Source organism: Iodobacter violaceini (assembly GCF_011601265.1).
In the GTDB taxonomy this organism is placed as follows: Bacteria; Pseudomonadota; Gammaproteobacteria; order Burkholderiales; family Chitinibacteraceae; genus Iodobacter; species Iodobacter violaceini.
The window spans coordinates 22,685-47,096 of sequence record NZ_JAAOLX010000015.1; the positions used below are offsets into that span (position 1 = coordinate 22,685).

General features: G+C 45.7%; 16 protein-coding genes. 15 read left to right on the forward strand and 1 reads right to left on the reverse strand.

Annotated features, from left to right (window positions below; genetic code table 11):
* Position 1 precedes the first annotated feature (1 nt).
* From HA050_RS20255 to HA050_RS20325, 15 genes are all read left to right on the forward strand, one after another.
* Positions 2 to 622: a hypothetical protein gene (locus tag HA050_RS20255; RefSeq protein WP_166830161.1), complete on the forward strand. Its 621-nt coding sequence runs from the start codon at positions 2 to 4 to the stop codon at positions 620 to 622.
* A 451-nt stretch (positions 623 to 1,073) separates the two neighbouring features.
* Positions 1,074 to 2,576, forward strand: coding sequence for a tyrosine-type recombinase/integrase (locus HA050_RS20260; RefSeq protein WP_166830162.1), 1,503 nt, complete (start codon positions 1,074 to 1,076; stop codon positions 2,574 to 2,576).
* A 224-nt stretch (positions 2,577 to 2,800) separates the two neighbouring features.
* A complete protein-coding gene (locus HA050_RS20265) occupies positions 2,801 to 3,685 on the forward strand; it encodes a hypothetical protein (protein WP_166830163.1) in 885 nt (294 codons plus the stop codon).
* Between the two features lie 84 nt (positions 3,686 to 3,769).
* On the forward strand, positions 3,770 to 4,000 hold the full coding sequence (locus HA050_RS20270; RefSeq protein ID WP_166830164.1) for a helix-turn-helix transcriptional regulator: 231 nt from the start codon (positions 3,770 to 3,772) through the stop codon (positions 3,998 to 4,000).
* On the forward strand, positions 4,000 to 4,194 hold the full coding sequence (locus HA050_RS20275; RefSeq protein ID WP_166830165.1) for a hypothetical protein: 195 nt from the start codon (positions 4,000 to 4,002) through the stop codon (positions 4,192 to 4,194). The genes HA050_RS20270 and HA050_RS20275 overlap by 1 nt, the downstream gene beginning before the upstream one ends.
* A 96-nt stretch (positions 4,195 to 4,290) precedes the next feature.
* Positions 4,291 to 4,503, forward strand: coding sequence for a hypothetical protein (locus tag HA050_RS20280; protein ID WP_166830167.1), 213 nt, complete (start codon positions 4,291 to 4,293; stop codon positions 4,501 to 4,503).
* Complete coding sequence (locus HA050_RS20285; RefSeq protein WP_166830168.1) at positions 4,500 to 5,561, forward strand: DUF7146 domain-containing protein; 1,062 nt, start codon at positions 4,500 to 4,502, stop codon at positions 5,559 to 5,561. The genes HA050_RS20280 and HA050_RS20285 overlap by 4 nt, the downstream gene beginning before the upstream one ends.
* The gene (locus HA050_RS20290; protein WP_166830169.1) at positions 5,558 to 7,366 is read left to right on the forward strand and encodes a DUF927 domain-containing protein; all 1,809 of its coding nucleotides are present in this window, start codon (positions 5,558 to 5,560) and stop codon (positions 7,364 to 7,366) included. Before HA050_RS20285 ends, HA050_RS20290 begins: the two co-directional genes overlap by 4 nt.
* A 233-nt stretch (positions 7,367 to 7,599) precedes the next feature.
* Positions 7,600 to 9,099 (forward strand): ApeA N-terminal domain 1-containing protein, encoded by a 1,500-nt coding sequence (locus HA050_RS20295; RefSeq protein WP_166830170.1) that lies wholly within the window; start codon positions 7,600 to 7,602, stop codon positions 9,097 to 9,099.
* Between the two features lie 434 nt (positions 9,100 to 9,533).
* A complete protein-coding gene (locus tag HA050_RS20300; RefSeq protein ID WP_166830171.1) occupies positions 9,534 to 10,466 on the forward strand; it encodes a hypothetical protein in 933 nt (310 codons plus the stop codon).
* 350 nt (positions 10,467 to 10,816) lie between these two features.
* A complete protein-coding gene (gene tssI / locus HA050_RS20305) occupies positions 10,817 to 13,468 on the forward strand; it encodes a type VI secretion system Vgr family protein (protein WP_166830172.1) in 2,652 nt (883 codons plus the stop codon).
* A gap of 17 nt (positions 13,469 to 13,485) precedes the next feature.
* Complete coding sequence (locus HA050_RS20310; protein WP_166830173.1) at positions 13,486 to 14,481, forward strand: DUF4123 domain-containing protein; 996 nt, start codon at positions 13,486 to 13,488, stop codon at positions 14,479 to 14,481.
* Positions 14,478 to 17,363 (forward strand): T6SS effector BTH_I2691 family protein, encoded by a 2,886-nt coding sequence (locus HA050_RS20315; protein ID WP_166830174.1) that lies wholly within the window; start codon positions 14,478 to 14,480, stop codon positions 17,361 to 17,363. The genes HA050_RS20310 and HA050_RS20315 overlap by 4 nt, the downstream gene beginning before the upstream one ends.
* 11 nt (positions 17,364 to 17,374) lie before the next feature.
* Positions 17,375 to 18,484, forward strand: coding sequence for a DUF6708 domain-containing protein (locus HA050_RS20320; RefSeq protein ID WP_166830175.1), 1,110 nt, complete (start codon positions 17,375 to 17,377; stop codon positions 18,482 to 18,484).
* Positions 18,485 to 18,558: 74 nt separating this feature from the next.
* Positions 18,559 to 18,894, forward strand: a complete 336-nt coding sequence (locus HA050_RS20325) for a hypothetical protein (RefSeq protein ID WP_166830176.1) — start codon at positions 18,559 to 18,561, stop codon at positions 18,892 to 18,894.
* 149 nt (positions 18,895 to 19,043) lie between these two features.
* On the opposite strand, the gene HA050_RS20330 is transcribed toward HA050_RS20325, so the two are convergent.
* Positions 19,044 to 23,978 (reverse strand): DEAD/DEAH box helicase, encoded by a 4,935-nt coding sequence (locus HA050_RS20330; RefSeq protein WP_166830177.1) that lies wholly within the window; start codon positions 23,976 to 23,978, stop codon positions 19,044 to 19,046.
* Positions 23,979 to 24,412 lie beyond the last annotated feature (434 nt).

A 24,412-nucleotide genomic window follows, 5' to 3' on the forward strand; every position in this document is an offset into this window, starting at 1 on the left:
AATGCCTTTTAATATCAACAACCCAATCAATCAGGGAAACGGCCCTTTATGTGGTGCGGCATGCGCTGTGTTTGTCTCGCACTGGCTGGCAAATCAAGATCTGAATATCCCCGTTGATCCAAATGTTCAGCTTGGGGGAACGGTTGCCGATGAAATCCGCCTCGCCATGGACGCCACCCGCACCTGCTCTTGTACTGACAACCTGGGCAGCACACCTGCCAATATTGCGGCTTATCTTAAAAGGCTGCACCCCCATGCACGGATTTACGCCCCAACAGAAATGCTCAGCAACTGGTCAACCCGCCCCTGGTACCCTGCATTACGCTTAGGCTTACAAACAAGCTGCAATCTGAATTGGTCCTGCGGCTGCGCTTGTGCCCTTCCGGGCGGGGTTTTAGGCGTTGATTATCTGACCATCAGCATGATCAGCAAATCCCTTGCATGCCCGCTCTTCTCAAGCGCTTATTACGAAGGGCACTTTATTGTGCACACCGGAGTTGACCGCATCATGGATCCCAATGGCGCGATCCTGATCGGCCCCAATAAAGACCAATACCTCTCCGGCGGCTACTTCAGCCGGGGCTGGGCATCAGTCGGGCTGGATCTGCATATCTACAGGTAAGCCCCTGCCTGCTCTATGCAATAGAAATAACCCGCCCCTGGCGTATCCGTCACATGTAAATTCGCAAGAAACAAGATAAATAACGACAGATCAGGAAAAAATAAAAAGAGAAAAACAAGAAATTTGCCTGGATTTAAGGCAGAAGAGGAAATACATCAGAGCAAAAAAAATCAAGGTAACGTGTAAGCTTAAACCACTTTTTCATGCGGTTTAAATTCAGCCAGATAACCGTAAACCTTGATTTTATTGATATTTAGTTGGTGCGCCCAGTAGGAATCGAACCTACGACCTTCAGCTTCGGAATCTGACTATCTAGTATTTCATGGCATTTCATTAAATTTCAAAACCAAGCAAATACAATGACTTATTAAATTTGGCATGCCATGGGTCTATATAATTCCTAATGAAACTGTAACCATAAAAGTAACCATAGAAACTATAGGGCACGATTATGGCAAAGAATAAGCTCAGCTACGAATCTGACATCAAGAACGCACCAGAAAATATTGCCAAGGGTGAAAAAGAAATATTCTTACGCGATGGCGATGGACTCGAACTACGAATCACGCAATCAGGACGGTACTGGCAGTACCGCTATACATGGGAAGGCCAGCGCTGCGTTTTCCCAATTAATGGAGATAAAAGCGAGCGGGACGAGAAAGAAACCACAGCTAAAAATGAACTTGCCGAAGCCAGGCGTTGGGCCGCGTGGTGTAGAGCACAAAAAAATGCCAACCTGGACCCTCGGAAAGTGCGGGCAGAAGCCGAGGCAGCACGCAAACAAGCCATACTTGACGCTGAGGCGGAGCAAATTCGCACAGTGCAAGCAAAAGCAGCGCAACTCACGATGAACGATTTGTATGCTCAATGGGATAAAACTCATGGAGTAACACTAGATGCTCATTGGAGAGCGGTAAGGCGTTCACACTGGCAATGCCACCTTGCGCCCATCATTGGGAGTACCCCCATTGAAGAAGCGAATAAAGTGCCTTTGATGGAAGTACACGACCAACTAACTTCCCAAGGAAAAAAAGCAACAGCGCGAAGTGTTTTATCCTTACTCATTCAACTAATCGGCTGGGGGGTGGAACGTGGCTTAGTCACTGATGATCATAGATTGCTGACTTTCAAACTCCCAAAGAGGCAAGAGGTTGTCACAGATGGGCAAAAATCTGAAAACTTTAAAGCCGATGATTACATCATTAAACACGGCATTGAAATTATCGGTCAAGATGGTGAAGACGATAAAGCAGGACGCGCTTTACAGTTTAGCGAGTTAAGAGATTTGCTCAGCAAAAGCCTGCCCAAATCTTCACAAGCGCTTACCGGAAAGTGCATCATCCGTTATATGCTGGCAACCGGAGTAAGAGCATCACAAGCAGTTCGCTTGCGGTGGGACTGGGTTTCGCTTGAGCATCGTGTAGTTATCTATCCCACCGGCTCAATGAAAAAACGCAAGATGCACCATGTACACCTGAGCGATTATGCCTTTAAACAAATTAGCTTAATGCTGGCAATACGTGTAAATGATTTTGTTTTTCCAGCACCACTTAAAGACGCCGCACACGTTCGCAGAGATAATGTAAGCACTGACATTGCCACCCGCCAGCACTACAGCGGAGACGATTTGGCAAAGCGTATGAAATTACGCCGAGCCATAGACCAGTATAATTTTTACAATCTGACAGGCGGAAAATGGGCGTTATACGATTTACGCAGAACCGCCGCCACACGCTTAATGGAATTAACTGGCAGCAATTGGGACATCGTACAAAAGATATTGGCCCACTCACAAAAAGAAACTCGTGGAGAAACAGACAAATACGATAGATATTCAAGATGGGCGGATCGCTGCAATGCGCTTAATCAATGGGGTGAAGCACTAGCCTTATGCGAAGAAGGATCTGCGCCACTTACAACATCTCAAAACATCATTAAACTAAAAGAAGGCTAATTCAAACTAAATTAATTAATCATAGCCAAAATCAAAGAATTAATTAATTACAAAAACTGAGCAAAAACATTATGTTGCGACTAATGATGATATAAGAGGCTCCATAGCATCGGCATAATGATCACGATATATTTTGCTATACCTAAGTTTAGGTCACGAGAAAATCTTTATTGAATCACTTATAATAGTAATTACAAAAAATATTACGCCCATAGGACGCGTTAATGACACTACTTTCCGTGAGAAAACCAACTGGAAAAGATCTTGTAGATCTTTTCCTTTTATGTAGCCCCGAACATCTTTTGAAATCACTAAACATTACAAGTGAGAACCAAAGCAGCGCAGCAGCTAACTTTGATAGCATGGATACATCAGATTTTAACGCATATTTTGGAATGTCTTTAATTTTTGCTGGTAAATCAAAGATTAATAAAAAAAAATCTGCCTCTCTAATCCAATCACTATATATTGATCCTGATACTATATTCTGGATAAGTGGGTATATATTTTCTCAACCACCACAAGAAGCACAAATAGAACCACCAAAAAGAACACCAACAAATCAAGATATTATAGATCTTTTTCTGCTATGCGCCCCAAATGATGCCTTAGAACAATTAGGAATTTCAGAAGAAAACAGAAATGATATCGGAAAACATAGCTCTGATAATTTTCAAAGCATATTCAATTTGGCCCTTTTTTATGCTTCCAATTCAAGATCCAATCAAAGAAAATCTTTCCAGCTTATTCAATCCCTATATATTGACCCTTATTCTTTATTCTCATTCAAAGATATAGCTAATCTCGATGAATTTGAAAAAACAGAAGTACTTATCAAAGAAATAGAAAAGAAAAATGCAAAGGCTATTCGTGCAAAAGGTGGATATGAAAAATCAAAAAGATCACACCACTCAAAAATAAAAGAGAATGCCTATTCAACATGGAATACTTGGAAAAACAACCCGAAGATGTTTAAAAAGAAGGTTGATTTTGCAGAACATATATTAGAAAAATTCAAAGATTTATCAATCGATAAAGATACGATAATTGGCTGGTGTAAACCATGGGAGCACGAAGCTAAATTATCAAGGGGATGGTGGAAAGAATAAAAAAAGAGGATCTGCTAGCAAAGGGGTTTTCTTCTAATAACTTGGTCCCCAACATGGCGTTTTTTCTCCGAGAAGAAGCACCACATGTCACAGCATATCAATTCGAAAATCCCCCTCCCATCCTATGGCTCTCTGCCAGTAAGTGGCTTTGTGCGGCAACCTGCAGTCCTCGCTTGTGTTCCTTTTTCTGCGACTACTTTGTGGCGAAAATGCAGAGCGGGGTCTTTTCCAAGCCCCGTCAAGTTATCTGAGCGCGTAACAGCATGGCGTGTAGAAGATGTAAGGCAATGGCTTAAGACGCAAGGTACCATCTAATGACTGCGCTACACTCACTTAGTAATACAGGGCCATATTTAAGCCCTTATACCAAGATTCAAACCACATTGAATCAGACAGAAGATGGTACTGATCACCTTCCTAATGAAATTGCCTGTAGATCGCTCGCCTCAGCTGCAGTCAGAATCACTGTGATTATCCTGCTTGATATGGCGGCATGTTTCCATGCATAGCGAGGTTCAGCCAAGTACCACCAGATATAGAAGCAAGGTCAGAAATACCCTTTTTGCTGCTGTAATCGTCCCAATAATCCTGTAAAGAGCAATTTTATGAAATACCCGTTTATCACGGGTGTGGCTACTGCTACGCCCAAAAAAGCTGAAGCACCTATCTTTAAGACTCCTGCGCAATTAAATAAGGGCAAGACCCGCTGCATTTCAATACAGCAAAACGCCATAGCGATAGCTATTGAGGCTAAGCTCTTACGGCCTAAAACAAGGGGTTATGCATGGTCCTTCCCTAAGCAGGAAGCTAAAGCATGAATCAATCATTTAGCCAACAAGTCAAACTAGCCTCTCAGGGATATTGGCCACTTATTCTTACCCGCATGGGGATCAACCCCAAATTATTAGATGGCCGCAATCATCCATGCCCAGCGTGCGGAGGTGTTGATAGGTTTCAATTTACATCTCGCGGCAACGGTGCTGATTATGGTCGCTTTGCCTGCCGGGGCATGAACAAGCAAGGAGGGGATGGCTTTAGTTTGGTTATGCATGTCTTTGACCTAAGTTTTCCTAAAGCCATCATGGCAGTAGCAAAAGTACTGGGCATCAATATAAATGGGCCACGATTAGCAATGCCAGTCATACCTGTGCAACCTCCCCCCCCAGTCATTGACAACACCACCAAGTTACAAGCGATATTGGATAACTGTCAGCAAATCCGTACCGGTAATACGGCTGGTAAATACCTCATCAACCGTGGCTTATCTGCAGATTACTGGCCCGCCAGTGGTGTGCTGCGCTTTGCCAGTGCTTTGGATTACTGGCATAGCAATGATGAAGATAAGCCCATCAAACTAGGCGTGTGGCCTGCCCTAGTCGCTCATATCCAAAAGCCTGATGGCTCACTGGCTGGTATTCATCGCATTTATCTAAGCCAAGCCGGTCACAAGGCCGATATCGCAGCTATTAATGGAGAAGTCCCCCCTAGCAAGAAATTGCAATCAGCCCATACAGGCGCAATCCGTGGTGCTGCTTGCCGCTTATTCCCGATTGGCGAGGATGGCCGCTTAGCGCTAACAGAAGGGATAGAAACCGCCATCGCCGTACATAGAATGACGGGCTTAGCTGTGTGGGCGTGTATCTCTGCCGGTGGGCTAAGAAACGTAGTGCTACCAGACAATGTGCGTGAGGTACTGATATATGGCGATAACGACTTGCCTGATGAAAAGAACCGAAATGCAGGCAAAGAAAGTGCTTATTTTTTGGCGGCCAGGCAGCTTGCGATGGGCAAAGCAGTCAAAGTTCTATTACCACCGTTAGCGGGCATAGATTGGTTGGACGTACTAAGCAATGAGTTAAATAGAGCAATATCATGATGCTGAATAATTTGAATGCAATCTCTCAATTTAATACCGCCAATCCAGATAACACCACTTACCTGGCACCTAAAGCGGACTCAGAAATTAGCGCCAATAGCGTAACCGAATATTACTTCGTACAAAATAGCGATCTGATTTATGTTGGCACTAAGATTGACCACACTACTGGTGAAAGACAGAATTTAGCCCCATTGCGTCTGTGCAAAACGCTGGCCGTTATTGGGCAAGGGATTGATGATTACGGCGATCATTCCCGCGTATTGCAGTGGTCTGATTCTCTCACCAAGCAAGAGCATACGCTGGCACTCGCAGCAGCGGACATTGGCGAACGTGACGGCTGGAAGTTATTAAACAGCAAAGGCTTAGCTGTGGCATCGGGTAGAGCCGCACGTGAAAAACTGGCTGATTACTTGCAAAGCCAAGGCGGTCAAACACGCTATCTCATCGCCAATCAATCAGGCTGGAAATGTGGGGCATTTGTACTACCAACCGGCGAAGTCATAGGCACTCCAGAAAGCAGAATATTGTATCCCGCATCTGCAACATACCTGCCCGCCTTTGCCCAGCGCGGCACGTCGGCAGAGTGGCGAAATACCGTAGGCGCACTGGCAAAAGACAATCCGCTAGCGATGACCGCCGTAGCTTGCTCATTAGCAGGAGCACTATTAGAGCTAATTGAAGCTCGTGACGGTATCGGCCTGCACCTGCATACCGAAACATCCAGTGGTAAATCCACCTGTGCTGATGTTGCAGCGAGCATATGGGGCAGCCCCGTCAAGTTAATGCAATCCTGGGATGGAACAGGAGTTGGCCTTACTAATTCAGCGGAATTTTCTAATAGCATGATGCTTTACTTGGATGAAATCGGCGCTGGAGATAGTAAAAAAATGGGCAGCATCATTTACACCATGCTCAATGGGGTTTCTCGTACCCAAGGCCACAAAGATGGCGGCAATCGGGCTAAACGCTCATGGTTAATGTCTTTGATTTCAACCGGCGAAATCCCCATGAGTCAGTTTCTAAATGAAGGCGGCCATACGGTACGGGGCGGACAAGAAATCCGCATGCTGGATATTCCTGCCGATGTGGGCCGCTACCGTGCGTTTGACAGCATTCATGGTTGTAAAAATGGCGGCGATTTTGCTATCAAACTGACTGCCGCAGCACGCAGCCATTACGGCAGCATAGGCCGTGAGTTTGTCGAATGGTTAATGGCCAATAAAGACAGCGTTAAAGACCAAGTAAGCGCAGCAGAAAACCGCATGCTACTGGAGCTACCCGCCTATGCCGCCCCCACAGTGCAACGTGCGACGCGTAAGTTTGCCATTTTGGCTGCGGCATTAGAAATGGCCGCAAAGGCGCAGTTGACGGGCTGGACAGTGGAAGAATCCTATCAGGCAGTAGCAACAACATGGCAGCGCTGGTTATCTGTATTTGGCATGAGCAGCCGTGATGACGAAAGACTGATTGAGCAAGCGAATGGGATACTGGCATCGCATCAGTTCTCACGCTTTGTGGTGCTGCCGATGACTGATAAAGAACCAGTCACTCAAAACCTAATGGGGTATAAACGCATTCAAGATGGCAGAGATGTTTTTCTGGTACAGCCTCACGCGTTTAAAAACGAAATAATCAAAGGGTATGAAATGAAGAAAGCATGCGATGTTTTACATAAAGCGGGCATGCTAGAAAAACCCCAAGGCCGTGATGGTTGGTCAACCGCAATCGGTAGCAGATTAGGGCAAGGTTATAAAATGCGGCTACGCCTATGCGATGAACCAGAGGCGACAAATCACACCTAGACACACCCCTCCTAAGACTAAGCCAGCTCATACAGCGTGTGTTCAACTGGATGAGAATTTGTTGTGTAAAATCTTCAATCATCCCGATAGACCAGCTGTTTGCACAGCGCCGCAACCATCGTTTGAGATGTGCGAGAGTAAACATCAGCCGATGTTTTATTTGACGCAACTTGAAGTTGCGACCGCCCCTAAGCAAACATCCGACAGCAACAACTAATCAGGCAAATTAATCTATGAGTAAAAAGAACACTGGAAAGCAATCTAAAAGATTTTTAGGTTCTTTCACACTGAAGGATGGGCGGGCAGTTACTGGCGAATTACAACTAAAGGGTGCAAGTACTTTACTCAAACTACACTCAGATCAACCGCTGGATAGTCTTACTGGCTCGGATAAGCATATTGAAGGTATGGCTTATTCGGGGGAATATTTGACCCTAATAGATTGCCTCTGCTCTAGCACAGGACACTTTTTCTGGAAAAATGAAGCAAGTAATTATCACGCAGATATCTTCCCCCATTATGTCGCAATTGGCCGAACACATCTCATTGCCAACCAAGCCAACATCAAAACCATTGAATTCACAACGACTGATCTATCAACTATTTTTTACGATTTTGACGCATTTGGTAAGGTAATTGATGCCAAATCAATCATTGATATAGTGTTGAAAGATATACGCACTCATCGACCAGTTGAGTCTGGAGATATGCCAATCGTTAGCTACTTCACAGGAAAGACTTGCATCGCGGAAATATCCACAATGATTGGCAAAATATCGGTACGTCATCGCCCAAGTTACAGTATGGGAGGCCCGTCAGGGTTCAACATAAAAAACAGCATGTTGATCTCTATCGAGCCTGAAAATCCGATTACATTTGATGAAGCAATAATCAAAATGAATGACATTGCTAGCTTTCTGTCCATTTTAGCTGGCCGTGCTCAAGGCATTAACGACATTCAAGTATTCACGATTGAAGCTACCAAAGAATATCCCCAAGCAGTGTCTATTTATCCTAGTTATCGCTGGAAATGCTCAGATAAAAATGCAGTAGACAAGCCAAATCCAAGGGATGTTCCCCTTAACGCAATCACTCACCCTGCAGAATTCAGCAATGTGCTCACCCATTGGATTAGTCGCCAATCAACTTGGCGTTTAGCACGATCAAGGAGCTTGAATTGCCTTCGTGAAGGAAACAAGTACGGGCCCGACAGGCTTGTTGCAGCAGCAAATATGTTCGACATCCTGCCTATAGATGCCACACCAACATCAAACGAGTTATCAAGTGAAATCGTCGAAGCACGAGATCAATGTAAAAAGATTTTCAGAGCTATACCTGACGGAGTAGATAGGAGTAGCGTACTGGGCGCACTTGGTCGGCTCGGAAAACCATCACTTCCAAAGAAAGTAGCTCACAGAGTAGATATTGTTCACTCGAAATTAGGTTGCCACTTTCAAAATCTAGATGAGGTGGCTGCGATAGCGGTGAAGTGTCGTAACTACTTTGTTCATGGATCAAAAGAAATTGAATTTGACAAAATAGAGCACCTATTGCCATTTCTTACAGATGCTCTTGAGTTTATCTTTACCGCTTCTGATCTGATTGAATCTGGATGGGAGACTCAAATATGGAGTAATGGGCAACACGGCATGCGGCACACTTTTGGTCGTTTCAAGGTTGAATACGGGAGCTCATCATCTGAGCTTCTAAGCTTAACTCAAAAACTAGATTGATTAGGGTATGTATGAACATAGTTACCTAAGGGCAAAACCCACTGCATACACTGCATATCTGCATTCAAGCTATCTAAGTCCCTATATTTATTGATTTTTAGTGTATGCAGTGCGTATGCAGTTAGGGAGTTGTATGCAGTGGGGTAAAAAGAAGGGGGTAGAGAGGCGTGCAGTAAAGCAAGCGGGTATGCAGTGCATTTTTGCTTACTGCATACGCAAAAACCTAGCAAATATGCGGCTTAAAGTGATATGTATGCAGATATGCAGTGTATGCATCATTTTTTTACTTGTATAAACCTAGAACCAATAAAAATATTTATCCTTGATAGGACTTCAATTACAAATAGCGATATCCTTAGTGTGATAAATAGGGTTTGGAAATTGCTAGTGCATTTTATCGTGGTGCTGAAAAATACATTATTCAAGGTTGAAATATGGCTTTCTTCTTCAAAGGCTTCCGACTAAACATTGCATGGAAAATGTCTGCTGGTGATGAGAGTATTCGTCAATATTTAAGAGATAAGTTTTTTGCAAAAACCAGCAATGGCTATTGGCTGGCTTGGCATCAAGATCATTTGGCTGAGATCGCCGTATTACCGCCTGAGCACCTCGTTGATCAGCCTTGCGAGTGGCTACACAATGCAGAAAGCATTGAAGCTGCGATTGCAATGGTTGAATCAGGGCACTATTCAAGCCTAAATAGCTGGGAGCGTATAAAGCAGAGAGTTAAACCATTACGGCCAGAGCTGGAAGCTCGAATCAAAGCTTGCTATCCACACGGCCAGCTACAACACATTAGTAAAGAGCAGTGCAATTTCACCTATATAGGGCCAATACAAAAGGCACTCAATACTCAATTACCGGTGCTGGGTGCTCAATTAGAAGATAATCATTTTAACCAATGGTCTCAATTAGAGCGTATTGCGAAAGGACACATATTTGAAGTACAGCAGCCAAATCTCCCTTGGCCTGCCCGACTAACTTGGGCAAAAAAAACAGGAAAAACCTATGTGTCCTGCTACCTCACATTGAGCACCGTATTTCCTGCTTATGATTTGCAATATCATATTTGGTCTCCAGTAAGTGATGATGCACATGGTATTTTAATAGACAACTATTCTGTAGGTGCGTGGGGGGCGATTAACCAGCTTATCGCAGATTGCTGCGGGCAATTTGGCTTATATCCACTCAGCAAAGACGAACTTAATCAAATCGTCCCTTTTGTCACCGAAGGCATGATCACAGATGACGAAGATGATCCCGACTTTGATCAACTTATGAGCGATGAAATAAGCAAATTTGAATATTCTCGCAGCCAAGAGCAATGTCAATGCCATGTATATTGCTGCTTGTTTCAAGGGCATTAATGGATTGAATGAAAGGTAAGGGGCGCTCATGTAAACGGATACCCCATGCTTTCATCTCTTTACCCCAGCTATCGGCTTTGCACCTCTCATAAACTACCTTTGATCAGCATCCTAATACCAAATAGTCGCACCACTATTAGAACAGTGGAAGTCTGGTATTACCTCTCCCAACTTTAATGACTCTTACTATTTTTTGATAGTTCTACATATTCATATTTAGCGCATACATTGTTTTGCTTACATTGATTGGCTGATAAATTAGTGAATATACACAAACAAGGTAAATCATAAAACAGGTGCACTAAAGCTTCGTGTAATATTTTGCGGTCGCCATACATCGTTGATTTATTATGAATCTTAGTGATCTGCTTGCTTCGTTTGCCTCTGCGTTTAGCCAGGATCAGCGTTTAATCTCTTTGCAACTGGGCGATGGCGCAGCATGGGGCGAGCAGCTTTTACCTCAGCGCGTAACAGGCAGCGAGGGGATTAATCAGGCTTATCGTTATCAGATTGATTGCCTCTCATCCGATGCGGCTTTAGAGCTTAAATCGCTGCTTGGCCTGCCGGTTGTTCTGGCAGTGGCCGATGCCAATGGCGATGCGGTTGAGCGCTGTGGCGTGATCTCGCAGGCGCAGCTTTTAGGCTCGGATGGCGGCTTCGCTAAATACTCTATTACGGTAGAGCCGCCATTCGCGCTGCTCAGATACCGCCGCACTTCACGCGTATTCCAGGATTTATCCATTCCAGATTTGATTAAGCAGGTACTGGCAGAGCATCAGGCCAAAAATCCTGTGTTTGCCTCGGTACAAACACTGGATTTCAAACTGTCAGCAGAATACCCGCCGCGCTCTTACTGCCTGCAATACCGCGAAGATGACTACGCCTTTTTGTGCCGCTTAATGAAAGAAAGCGGCCTGGCATGGCGCTTTGAGCATTTGGCCGGAGACACACCTCAGGTTCAGCTTATTGTATTTGATGATGCTTTTGGCCTGCCCGAAGCAGCAGAATCTGCGGTGCGATTCCACCGCTCGGACGCCACAGAAGAAAGCGATTCGCTCACCGGGTGGAACAGCCAGCGGCAAATTGGCAGCAGCTCGGTAGCCCTTGCCAGCTTTGATTACAAAGCCGCCAATACCAGCCACAGCTTAAGCGACAGCGCCATTGATCAGGGCGATGGCGGGCAGCAAATACAATCCAGCCTCGAATATTACGACCCGCAAACGCATTATTACGCCAGCGATTCGGATCAGCTCAGTAATGATGCCAAGCTGCGTCAGGATGCTTTAGACGGGCAAAAGAAATCATTTACCGGCTCTGGTACATTGCGCAGCCTGCAGGCAGGGCAGTGGTTCCGTCTGGAGGATCACCCCGCGCACGAATGGGATAGCGCAGAGCAGCGCGAATTTGCCATTACCGGGCTGACATTCACTGCAAACAATAATTTACCGGCAGATTTAACCCGGGAACTTGGCCTTATTGCTCCCAGCTTGCTCGCAGGCGTGGCTTCGTCCGCGAAGAATCCCCCTTACCAGGCCGACTTCACCGCCCAAAGACGTGGCCAGCCAGTGCTTAGTCATCTGGGCGGGCAAGAATTTACCAAACCCACCAGCCTGGGCTTGCAAACTGCTACGGTGGTTGGCCCTGCAGGTTCAGAAGTCCATACCGACGAGCAGGGGAGAATAAAAGTACAATTTCACTGGCAGCGTGCCGCTGAGCACCCTGAGTTTGGCGCAAATCTGGATGACAAATCATCCTGCTGGATACGTGTTGCCGCGCCATCGGCGGGGGCAGGCTGGGGGCATCAGTTCATCCCGCGCATCGGCCAGGAAGTGACCATCAGCTTTGTTGAAGGCGATATCGACCGCCCTGTAGTCACTGGGGTCGTTTATAACGGCAGCCACCCTGTGCCCGCCTTCAGCGGCGCAGGCGCACTGCCTGCCAACAAAACCTTATCCGGCATCAAAACCAAAGAACATGAAGGTGGCCAGTACGGCGAGCTGCTGTTTGATGATACAAAAGGCGAAGTCCGTACCAAATTATCCAGCGAGCACGGAAAAACCCAGCTTAACCTCGGCTATTTAATCCACCCAAGAACCGACGGCAAGGGTGAACCACGCGGCGAGGGCTTCGAGCTGCGCACCGACAATCAGGGCGCAATCCGCGCCCATGGCCTCTTGATCAGCACCGAAGCCAAAAGCGGCGCCAGTGGCAAACAACTTGACCACAGCCCCGTGCAAAGCCAGCTTGAATCCGCGCTGGCACTGGCACAAAGCTTGGGTGAAACAGCCACCAATCAACTTGCGGACACCATAGAAACTGGCGACGAAGGCAAAAACGTAGAGGCAGACAACAGTGCAGGCAGCAAGGCCAGCACCGGCCATTTGTATCACCACGTGCATGCCAGCAAAAGCCTGGAAGCAGGCAGCAACACCGATAAAGACGGCAAAACTAAATCCAAAGATCAGGCAGGCCAGCAGAACATCATCCTGCTGCATGGGGAAGACGGTATCGCCATCACCAGCCCGCAAAGCCAAACGCTCTCCGCAGGCACCAACCTTGATTTTGTCGCGCAAAGAGACAGCAACCAAACCTCCGGCCGCCGCTGGATACATAACGCAGGATCACACATCAGCCTGTTTGTAGCCGGTGTAAAAGACAAAATCGCGCTAAAGCTAATCGCAGCCAAAGGCAAAATCCAGCTGCAGGCGCAGAGCGACGATATCGAAATCACTGGTGATAAAGACCTGAAAGTAACTGCTTGCAAGGGGCTGCTCAGTATTTCGGCGAAAGATGAAGTTTTAGTTACGGCTGGTGGCGGATATATCCGGCTAAAAGGCGGCAATATCGAGATTCATTGCCCCGGTGCGGTCACGGTGAAAGGTGCAAATCATGATATGAGCGGGCCAGCGAGCTTAACGCCCCAATTTGTGCCTTTTGTTAAAGCTAAGGATTGTTCACAAAAAATGAAAGATGCCGCTGCGGGCGGCGCAGCCGTTCTTTGATACACAGGCCAAAATTAATGCAAAACACAGCACTCTTTGACCCATGGCCGCCACTGGCTATAGAGCCGACTCATATTACGCAGCTGGCAGCACAAATTGGATCGTCAAAACAAGACGGCGCTCTTTATCTGCTGATTGATCCCATGCTGGGCGAGCCACGCCCCTTGGATGGCGGGCCAGATGCTGCGCCGCCAGAAAACACACCTACACTGCAAGACTCCCGCACAGAAGCATGGGACGGGCGAAGCATCACCATGCTGACTTTTAACGAGCCGCCATTGCCTTATGCCCAATTGCCCTATTTAGTGCAATTGCAGGGCAAAGAAGACCCTTTGTTTGCTGAGTCTATTCAGATTGCCTTAGAAAATAATCTGGTACTGCTGAAGAGAGGCTTTGGCTGGCTGCCTGTATGCGCCTGGCTGCAAAGCCATGCGAGTAGCGAAGAGCTGGCAGCTTGGCTGGCCAGAATGATGCAGCAAAGAATAAAGGGGCACGCAGGTAAACGCTATTTAAGAGCAGGCGACCCCAGAACATTGCCCTTGCTTTTAGCGCTGCTGGGCGAAGAGCGCATCAGTCTGTGGCTTGGGCCTGTTTCCAACTGGTATTTATTATCTGTTGACGGCAGAGTCACCCGGCTGAAAAGCACCGGGGGCAGCAAGGCAACGCTGGAATTAAAGCCCCATGAAGCAGAAACAATACTCGATGCCGAGGCAATTAACCGAACATTAGTGCAATGGTATGCCACACGATCAGCCCCCTATGCCGAGATGTTTTTAAATGCACGGCTATGGGTTAAAACAGCAAGGGAATCTGGCTGGCCGCAAATCGATGATCAAGTGGCCTTTGCCCTCTATGCGGATCGATATCCGCAGCTTTGGCGGCACCCGTCCATGGCTGCCATTTTTAAAAACGCCAAAGAAACTCAAACGCCTTTGAATGCCGCCTTGGCTGAAATCACAGAAAGCCAATGGGATCAGATCATGCTGCACTTACCACCTAAAGAAAACCAATGACAGATACCTGTAGAGCATGTGAAAAAAGTGGCCTGCCTATTCTATTGGTGCGCCCCTCAGTGATTGCGAATAAAGCAGATTTACAGCCACCCGGCAGTGCAAAGCTGCTTTCGCACGCCATTGCGCAAAAAGCGGCTCAGCTTGCTACGCCCAAGCAATCGCGCTATGTACTGCGAACCCTGCGCCGGGGCTATTTATATGTGTTTTATGAAACCCCGCCAGCAGGCAAAAAAGATGGCTGGGATATTTACCGGATTACGCCAGAAGGGGCGCTGTACTCTGCCTCACATCCCTCCTTTTATTTAGCAGAGCCTTTTTCTTGTGATAAATCCGGCCATTTGCATAAAGTGCGTTTGCTGACGATTCCCCAAGCGCATAAAACGGGGAAAATATGGCTGGCTTATAGCGCCAACTTATGGAATGACAAGCTAAAAAAAGCCAATCAGGCCAATCCAAAAGTTATGCAATGCCTTGATGTTAAAGCCTACTTAGACAGTGGAAAAGCACCAGATAATGCATTTGTTGCCAAGGCAGAAAGCCCCGGGAAATTTGTTGCTGAATATGCGCTGAGCAATGTAAACCCAGGCAAAGATGCGGATCCCTACTTCCCCTTTAAAGGCGAAGCAGGCGCGCTGGATCAGCTGAATGGCCATATGCAGCAATTGGGCAATATGCATCCCAAGACCAAAGATAAAGGCCTTGTGTTTGCCCTGCATGACCCGGTGGCGGTTTCTGCCGAACTCAATCACTTGCGTATGCGTGCTCTGGTAAGAAAAAATGAAGTTGCTGCCCTTTACAGCCGGGGTGTCATATGCTCAGGTTTTCTTCTTGGGGTAAAAAATTGTATCGGTGAGGATCATTATAAGAAGACTGGAACCACCTTGTTCGATGGGGCACAAAGACGTATTGGCTCAATGAATAAAGCGCTATATGACAAAAATAAGCTTAACCCCTCTTTTCGACCCAGCCTAAAAGACACCGTATGGAAGCCAACTCATGCGGGTCAACCTGTTACACCCGCGAGTATGGGAGAGGTTTATCAGCTGGAAGATGATGCACTCCGTAAGACGAAGGCTAATGAGCGCACCCAAACAGACTGGGCAAAACTATGTACTTATTTTGATGAGCCAAAACGTGCGCAGTTTATGCTTGAGTACGATAAAAAAATGGCTGAGATGGATCAGATCATCACCTCATACGATGATGATTACGTCGCAGCATCTCAAAAAAACGTGACGGATTGTTTTGCCCTGCATTTTGATGAAAATGACCCGAACGATCCTAAGCAAACCCACCATAGTGCGGGGGCTTGCTATAGCGAGGAGGCTTTTCATGTTTACGGCGGGGGCAGCTTGGGCCCTGGCAGCGCTGAGCTTGCATATAAACAGGCAATCAAAAAAATTAGTGAGCAGGATGCCGTGATGCTGCGTGCACAGCTTTCTAATCAAAAATCGCTGTTTGAATATGTGGCCGAAGATAATCAGGCCAAAACCTATAATTTGCTCAAAGACTTACTTATGCCACAGCTTAGCCCTAAGTTTAGCTGGCTGAATGAGGCGGTCTTTGGCTTTCATCAGGGCGTTTCTACAGCGCTAATTGGCGGGGCGGTTGGCTACGCGAGCGAGCACAGTAGCTTTAAAGCTATAGAAGGTAAGTTACTGGGCATGACTTTGCTTGGCCATAATATGGAGCATATTCTGGCTAGTGTGCTTGATAACACCAGGATCAAGCCTCGGCCCCTATTAGTCAGTGTGTTCTTACCTTTTGACGAGGCGATTGCATTGCTTGCTAGTAAGCGTTATACGCCAAGTAAAAAACTGCTGAATAGCATGCGCAAGCAAAGCCTGATTGAACTGCATGTACTCACCGATACCGATAAGCTGAAGCAAGCAACACAAAGCGCCACAGCCCTAAAAGACGCTGAAAAAGTATCCCTCAAAGTCTCGAAACTTAATTTAACCGCACAAGGCTTAGAGGGGATACAAAAAGTATCGTCAGAGGATTTTGGCAAAATGTTTGCGCAGCAAAGCCACGTGGCAGAGACGGCCAAAGAAGCCTTATATAATTTAAAAGAGAACAGCTGGCGTGGTAGTAAAGCGGTCTTTATCAAGGCAGAAGGCCGCATTGCCATCGGCTTTTTATCCCTGCAAATGCTGGGCTTAAATGGCAGCCTTCAATCTTTAGCTGCTGCCAGCCCAGAAGATCAAAAAGCCTTGCGCGATGCTTGGTTTGGCATTGCCAGCAATGGCTCGGGTACGGTTGGGGCCACCGGGGAATTGGCGGGCATTGCTGCGGCGCAATTTGCGAAGCATGGTGCTCTTACAATGGCACTGAAAACCGTAGGTGGTTTTGCAGGCTGGGGGGCTTTGTTGGTAGATGGTGTGCAGGCTTTTGTTTTTGCGGGGGAGCGTTCCAAACGCAATGACAAATACGCGGCATCTGCTTGGAAAAGTACCGGTGCTTTATATGTTGCAGGTGGATTAACAGGTGTCGGGGCAACTTTCGAGGTGGTGCTTATATGGGTGCGAACAGGGAAGATTATTTCTGCCACAGCGGTGGCCACCGAAGGGGGGATTGCTATTTTGGGCCTGAGCTTAACTGGCTGGGCCTTGGTTTTAATGGGGCTGGGTGTACTTTTATATTCTGGCTCTGCAATGCTTACGCCTACCGCGCTACAGGATTGGGCCGAAGATTGCTTTTTTGGTAAGGCAAATAGGTTTAATTCATCGGCAGAAGAAGAAAAAGCTTTGTTTAAAGCTTTAAAAAAGAGCAGCCAAACTGAATCTGAACCTCAAATTAAATATGAAGAAAAAAAACCTTCGGCCGCAAATAAATCTTCGCCCTTAAATAAATCTGCACCCGCCTCGATTAAATATCCGTGAGCTTATTAAAAATGACATCAAATACGGCAACCACCACTGCTTATCGTGTACTGCAAGGTGAATATCCGCCAGCAATGATCGATGTATCTAGCTTAGGCATCGTCACATATCTGAATAAGAAAACAACCACGCGGCAAAGTGGCAGTACGCTGAGCGAAGTTAAAACGATCTATCCAGCAGCTATCGAGCTGGCTAGTACCACACATTACCAGCGTGGTCTTGTATCTGTGTTTGCAATGCTCATCATTTTTGGGTTTTTCCCCGTGATGCTGTATAGCGCTTATTCATTTACATCGTTTTTTTCTGATACGGACCCAGTTCTTTTCATTTTCGAATTGGTCATGTTCATATTCAGTGTTTTTTTCGTTATGGTTTCTTTTCATTTTGGGCTATATCCGCTAAGGGCGGATATGTTTTCCCTTAAAAACGACAGCTTGTTTTTTGATAAGAAAAAGAAAAAAGTTTACCGTGTTTTTAGAGATTTACCTGGTCTTATTGATTACGTTAGAAATAGCTTAAAAAAACGAAATCCATTTTATGCTTGGCCTACCGTAATTGTTGAATACGATTGGGATTCTTTAATCTTTGTTTATGTTTCAAAAGTTGTGATGCTGGGGCAATTACCATCGACGGTTCACACCCTAGGTGTGGGGATTAAAGATCCTGATTTTGCACAAAAACAAGCGGCAAAAAGTGATCAGGATAAAGCTTGGGATCAAATGCTAAAGCATGAGGCAATACCAGACTTTGTTGACTTCTTTACCATTGGTAATCCACTGGTCATGAGTGAATATTCCGTTCAAGCATTATGGACGTATCTGCATGCCTATATGGAAGAAAACGGCCCGGCCTTGCCTGTTGGTGAGTCTTTAGCCGAAGCCGCCCCTAATAGTTGGTGGCAATCCATGGGGTGTATTGGCCCATATGGTCCAAAAATAAAAAAGTGGAATCAGGACCATCCTATTTTTGTGGTGATATCCTTTTTGTTTTTCCCTATCTTTGGCCCCTTGTATTTACTCTGGGGCACCTTTAATTGGCTTTCGCATAAAACCGCATTCGAAGCCCCATTTCCCCCAGAAATCCGTGCAGAGTGGGGGGAGCCATTACTGCCAAAAAAATAAGCCGCAGCGCTGCTGTTGCTCATGATTAGTAAATTAGTTTTAAAAGAAACGGGATCAACTACAAAATATTTTTTATGCCAAACAATGAAAAACTGATAAAAATAACCCCTGATGACACGATGGATATAATTACCAACTCAGAAGGGGTTTTGGTTTTTTCTTCTAAAGATTCAATCAGCATGGATTTAACGAGCATTAAATCTGTTGGCATTGAAAATATTGTTGATATTGCTAAGCACGAAATTACACCACTATTTGATTCGGTATCCCATTACATAAAGTTCAGAGGTAAAGGCGAGGTACAGTTTTCTTACAATTTAAGAGGCAAGCTGCTGGAGCTTGCCTCTACAGATGTACAAATTGTTATCAGGCACAATGAAAATATTATTTTTAGACGAATGCCGGATTAAAAAGCAGAATGATCACGTTTGTATTCCTCACAAGACTTAACGCCCAAAATATATTTGCAAACATCAAACTCTGCTCTGCAAAAAAAGTTAATTTGACTAAAGAAAAGCCCCATCCAAGCAAGGATGAAGCTTTTTTAACTGGCAGGCGATTAAGCCAGATTTAATGCGGGCAAAGCCTTGACGATTTTCATTGTTTTTAGCGATACCGTTACCACGCGCAAGAATAGCTCTAGCGGGTAGCGGGGGTTATTCATGGTGTCGCAGGCCCAATCGTTTGCGTCGTTCACAATACCGCTGTCTTTATGCGTGCTCACGCATTGGCGCTCTACTACCCAATCCAAAGCCGGTTTGCCGTTCACCACATAGTCATACGCTTCCAATGGAATACCCGTAAGGGTGATTTTATGGTTGTAATGCAGCGTGCTTAAATCTTTATCTTTGCCCTTCTTGCCGTACTTCATTTTCTCCACACGGTAATCCGTAGCGCTGAGGGTTAAATCCAGACCTTGGGCGGGGTACATCGGCACGGTTTCATAATCCAGATGCAAGACCGCCAATTGCCGCCCTGCCTGACTAAAAGCCCAAAAATCAGCCGCTGTTTTTACACAAGGAATACGTGGCAATTCTTTGCTTAGATTATCGGCATAGCGATCACGGTAATCAGGTGAGTGCAACAAGCCGTAAACATAATAGAAAATATCTTCTTTAATGAGTTTTTCATCAGGATAAGCCGCAAGGAAATGCGCCAAGCCTTCGTCGGTGATGGCGTCTTTCTTGGTGTAGCCTTGGCTACTTTCCTCAACTACTTGCTCATCAAGATCTGCAAGTATATCTCCTTGCTGGGCATCTGCTTCTGCAGTTTTATTAGCTTGTGCTTCGTAGAGATAGAGTGGGAAGCATTGACCCTTTGAAATCATTTCTAAGTCAGGCAATTGGTTGGATATAAATGCACAAAAATCTTTACTCGACCCACGACCTGTTGCACAAATAACTAAATTTCCACCACCATCGATTGGAAAAAGCTTAGGCATCTGATAAACCATATCATTCATATATTTATCAAAATAAGCATAAGATTTTGTAAAGGGACGATAGAGGGATGAAACTAATGCGGACTTCCTAAATTCATGCTGAATGAATCTAGCAAGATCATTTTTTAGTCCTCGATTCCAACTAATTTTTGTTGTATCCGTACTTGCAATAGCATCTGGATCAGGGTACTGATCTTTTGTTTTCCCTTCGCATCTTTCTTTATATTTCAAAACTTCGCCATTATAGAAATCAATCATTGATTTCATATTGATTGCGAGGCTCTGCTTCGAGGCGTTATAGCACCATGCATCGCGGTTTGTTTTTACGCCATTAGAGTAATTTTTGAAGATGGTCACAGAAGACTGATCAAGTTTATCTCCTAGTGCAATGAACTTTGTAAAACTATCATCGCGTTGTTTTATCCAATCACCATATTCATCAGGGGTGATTTTTTTCCAGCGATCTGCAATCGTGATTCCTTCAATATTTTTAAAATCCGAAATTATGCCTAACTTTTGCTGTTGACTGAGATAGTCACCAATATCATGCCAATAGATTTGCCCCTGTTGCTCAGCTTGTGGATTTTTAACTAATAAAGTGATCGCAATCGGCGCACGACTACCACTACCAAAAATCTTGCCACCTTCTTTGCGAGACTGCTCGCCAGAAGTTCGCTGATTTCCACGCAAATGAAAGACGTAAAGGCTGCTAAATTCATCAGCCAAACATTTACGTAGCCCATCGGCAGTATTTGCCTCTAAAAACCCAGCATTGGTCACAAAGCCAATTACACCGCTATCACCAAGGCGATCAGAAGCCCAACGAATCGCCCGAATATAGGAGTCATAAAGTGCATTTTTATTTGTCGCCGTTGAGCGAGCAGCATAGCTTTCACGAATTGCACTATCCAGCACGGGATAAGCCACATTCTGATTATTGTCGTTGGCGCTATCCTGCCCAGCCGAATAAGGCGGATTACCAATAATCACCCGTATATCCAATGCCTTTTGCTTTTTACGCCTTGCGCTGTTATCTACTAAAAGCTGGTCTACCAAATCCTCCTTTTCATACATCTGAAAAGTATCAGTCAAGCAAATGCCTTCAAATGGCACATAGTCGCCACCGACAATGCTGTGATAAACCGCTTCGATATTAATAGCGGCAATATAATAGGCCAGCAGCACAATTTCATTGGCATGGATTTGGCCTTTGTATTTGGCTTGCAATTGCTCTTTAGAAATTAAGCCACTTTGCAGCAGGCGGGTAATAAATGTGCCCGTACCGGTAAATGGGTCAATAATATGCACGCCGTCAGAACCCAAGCTTTGGCCGAATTCTGTTTTTAGAATGTGATCTACGCTATGGATAATAAAATCCACCACTTCGACTGGCGTATAGACAATACCCAAGCGCTCGGTCATACGTGGGAAGGCGTTTTTAAAGAATTTTTCGTAAAGCTCAACAATGATTTTTTGCTTACCATTGGCGTTTTCAATGCCTTCGGCGCGCTGTTTTACGCTATGGTAAAAGCGCTCTAGCGTATCGGCTTCTTTATCTAAACGATGCTCTTGCAAGATATCGAGCACGGCTTGCATGGCGCAAGACATCGGGTTGTTAGAGGCAAAGCTGTAATCACTGAATAGCGCATCAAATACCGGCTTGGTAATTAAATGCTGGGCCAGCATTTCTACCACTTCGGCATCGCTGATGCTGTCGTTTAGATCGTCGCGTAATTCATTGGCAAAGGCGTAAAAAGCCTCGCGCTCTTTGATATTTTCTGTGTTTTCAATAATGGTGGTAATGCGGGTAATGTGGGTGCGGGCAATCTTGGCAATATCATTCGCCCAGTCTTCCCAGTGATGGCGATTGCCGCATTTTTGCACGACTTTGGCGTAAATAGCCCGTTCAATTTCACCAATCTCGAATTGCAATTCTGCCTGATCTTCTTTGCTATATTTGGGCACAGCCTCGCCAATCTTATATTCCCTTTTACCCGCGTCTTTATTGCTAGTGCCGGTCGATTTTTTATCTTTTTTAGTGATTTTATCGGTAATGGAGATGACTTCCATTTTGGAGGTATCACGGCCAATTAAATCCAGCTTATTCACCATCGCATCAAAGCGATCATCGTGCGAGCGCAGGGCTTGCAGCACTTGCCAGACTACCTTGTAAGTCTTGTTATCATCTAAGGCATCATGCGCCTCTACACCAGCAGGAATTACCACCGGCAAGATGACATAGCCGCGTGTCTTGCCCTCTGCCAGCCGCATTACACGGCCAACCGATTGCACTACATCAACCTGAGAATTGCGCGGGGTAAGAAAGAGCACGGCATCCAGAGCGGGCACATCCACACCTTCGGATAGGCAACGGACATTGCTGAGAATACGGCAGGTGTTATCTGGCGTTTCTGCTTTTAGCCACGATAATCTTTCTGCTTTTTGGCTGGCATTCATGCCGCCATCAACGTGCTCGGCTTCGCATTGCAAAGTGACCGAAGCGTTGTCTTCTGCAAATTCTTGCTCTTTGTAAGCCTCTACCACGCTGGAAAACATGCTGGCGATGTTTTTAGAGCTGACCTTATGTGTTCTGCTGGTGGTGCTGGCTTCAATCACTTGGCAAAAAGCCAAGGCACGGCGCATTGGATTGGCATCATCCAATAAATCCGCTTGGGTATCTTGCTTAGATAAGCCTTTCCAGCAGCCAATAATCTTTGCGGCATCGTCTACTTTTAACTGGTTATCATCGCTGGCGAGCAGCTTTTGCAAACTGCGGCTGATGTGGGCTTCATCGACGGCTAAAACCAGCACCTTGTAATCGACCAAAAGCTTTTGGCGCACGGCTTCAGAAAAATTGATCACATACAACTCTTTGCCATACAGGGCTTCATCATCCATAGAGCAGAGAGCAACGCTGTCTTTTTCTGCGGATGCTTTGGCGCTATCGCCATAAATGCGCGGTGTGGCGGTCATATACAGGCGTTTGGCCGCTTTGATAAAGTCAGCGTCATGTACTTTTACAAAATTTGATTCGTCCGCATCACCAAAAGTAGCGCCGGTGGTGCGATGCGCCTCATCGCAAATAATTAAATCAAAATCGGCCAGCGCGTGTTCTTTTTGCGCCTTGCTGATTACTTCAATAGATTGGTAAGTCGAGAAAACCACGCTCATATGACGGGCATCGTGGCGCTTCGCCACTTCAAGCGCTAAGCGGGCTGGCTCGGTTGTGGCTGGGTAACGCAGCTCATGGGTAAAGGTTTGCACCACGTCATCATCTTTTTTACGCTGTTTACCCACATCACTATCAGAACAAACAGCGAAGCTATGCAATGGCGTTACGCTTTCTTGTGTCCATTCGGTGAGCGTTTGCGAGAGCAAAGACAGACTAGGCACTAAAAATAAAACCCGCTTGCCCGTGCCTGCCAGCTTTTCAGCAATCTTTAAGCTGGTAAAGGTTTTACCTGTACCGCAAGCCATGATGAGCTTGCCTCGGTCTGCATCTTGCAAGCCTCTTTCTGCACCGGCCAAAGCGCCTTCTTGATGTGGACGCAATTGCTTTTTAACTTTGAGTACCGGCACAGCGGCTTCTGGCTGGTACTGTGCCCAATCAATCTGGCTATTTTCTAAATCTTGTAAATCAATTTTACTTACCGGCGGGTGCTGATTTTGCAATGCATCTTCAGCATTCACGCCCCAATGATTGGTGGTCGTGATAATCACGCGGTGGCTAAATGTTTTTTTGCCAGAGGCGGTAAAAAAGCTATCAATATCTGACTTTTGTACACGGTAATCAGGCGCGTAAAATTTGCACTGAATGGCATGAAACTCGCCCGTACCGTGAGTTTCTGCCACCAAATCAATACCGGTATCCCGCTTATCTAAAGCTTGCTCATCAGCCCAAGCTGAATACGTCCACACCTTGCTGTAAAGATCACGGTAAGTGGCTTCATTTCGCAAGTAGCAACAAATCAACTCCTCAAAATAAGTCCCTTTTTCACGTTGTGTTTCTGAGGCTTGACGATAAGTTGAGAGTAGCGTTTGTAAGGGGGTCATTTTCTTGGGCTTCTAGGGGATTGGGTCAGTCGTTTGCGGGGCGAAAGCTGCAAATATGCTGCATATCTAAAGTGCCGACATATTAAAGCAAGGACTTGGTTTTGGGGGCGATTCTGCTGGGAAAAGTGACTTTCAAAAAGAGAAGTGATCGTATCAAGCAGCGGTACTTTGCCCCAAAGCCTGATTTGATAAAAGTACCGCTTAAAGTACCGCCAAAGTACCGGGTACTTTTCAGGGAAAACATATGCACAAGCAATAAATGGGATAAACGGGCTATATTATCAGAGGTAAAAAAATACTATTTAGTATATAAAAAAAACAAATAACAGCCCAATTCTTAGCTTTACATTTCCAATTAAAACAATAAGTTAAAGGCATAGAGTGGTTCACAGCACATTTATTGAGATGCGCATAATCCGCTGTTTACTGTGGAT

Bases quoted from the DNA above. Each gene is read 5' to 3' on its own strand.
- HA050_RS20255 (WP_166830161.1), top strand. From the start codon at position 2: ATGCCTTTTAATATCAACAACCCAATCAATCAGGGAAACGGCCCTTTA.
- HA050_RS20260 (WP_166830162.1), top strand. From the start codon at position 1,074: ATGGCAAAGAATAAGCTCAGCTACGAATCTGACATCAAGAACGCACCA.
- HA050_RS20265 (WP_166830163.1), top strand. From the start codon at position 2,801: ATGACACTACTTTCCGTGAGAAAACCAACTGGAAAAGATCTTGTAGAT.
- HA050_RS20270 (WP_166830164.1), top strand. From the start codon at position 3,770: ATGTCACAGCATATCAATTCGAAAATCCCCCTCCCATCCTATGGCTCT.
- HA050_RS20275 (WP_166830165.1), top strand. From the start codon at position 4,000: ATGACTGCGCTACACTCACTTAGTAATACAGGGCCATATTTAAGCCCT.
- HA050_RS20280 (WP_166830167.1), top strand. From the start codon at position 4,291: ATGAAATACCCGTTTATCACGGGTGTGGCTACTGCTACGCCCAAAAAA.
- HA050_RS20285 (WP_166830168.1), top strand. From the start codon at position 4,500: ATGAATCAATCATTTAGCCAACAAGTCAAACTAGCCTCTCAGGGATAT.
- HA050_RS20290 (WP_166830169.1), top strand. From the start codon at position 5,558: ATGATGCTGAATAATTTGAATGCAATCTCTCAATTTAATACCGCCAAT.
- HA050_RS20295 (WP_166830170.1), top strand. From the start codon at position 7,600: ATGAGTAAAAAGAACACTGGAAAGCAATCTAAAAGATTTTTAGGTTCT.
- HA050_RS20300 (WP_166830171.1), top strand. From the start codon at position 9,534: ATGGCTTTCTTCTTCAAAGGCTTCCGACTAAACATTGCATGGAAAATG.
- tssI (WP_166830172.1), top strand. From the start codon at position 10,817: ATGAATCTTAGTGATCTGCTTGCTTCGTTTGCCTCTGCGTTTAGCCAG.
- HA050_RS20310 (WP_166830173.1), top strand. From the start codon at position 13,486: ATGCAAAACACAGCACTCTTTGACCCATGGCCGCCACTGGCTATAGAG.
- HA050_RS20315 (WP_166830174.1), top strand. From the start codon at position 14,478: ATGACAGATACCTGTAGAGCATGTGAAAAAAGTGGCCTGCCTATTCTA.
- HA050_RS20320 (WP_166830175.1), top strand. From the start codon at position 17,375: ATGACATCAAATACGGCAACCACCACTGCTTATCGTGTACTGCAAGGT.
- HA050_RS20325 (WP_166830176.1), top strand. From the start codon at position 18,559: ATGCCAAACAATGAAAAACTGATAAAAATAACCCCTGATGACACGATG.
- HA050_RS20330 (WP_166830177.1), bottom strand. From the start codon at position 23,978: ATGACCCCCTTACAAACGCTACTCTCAACTTATCGTCAAGCCTCAGAA.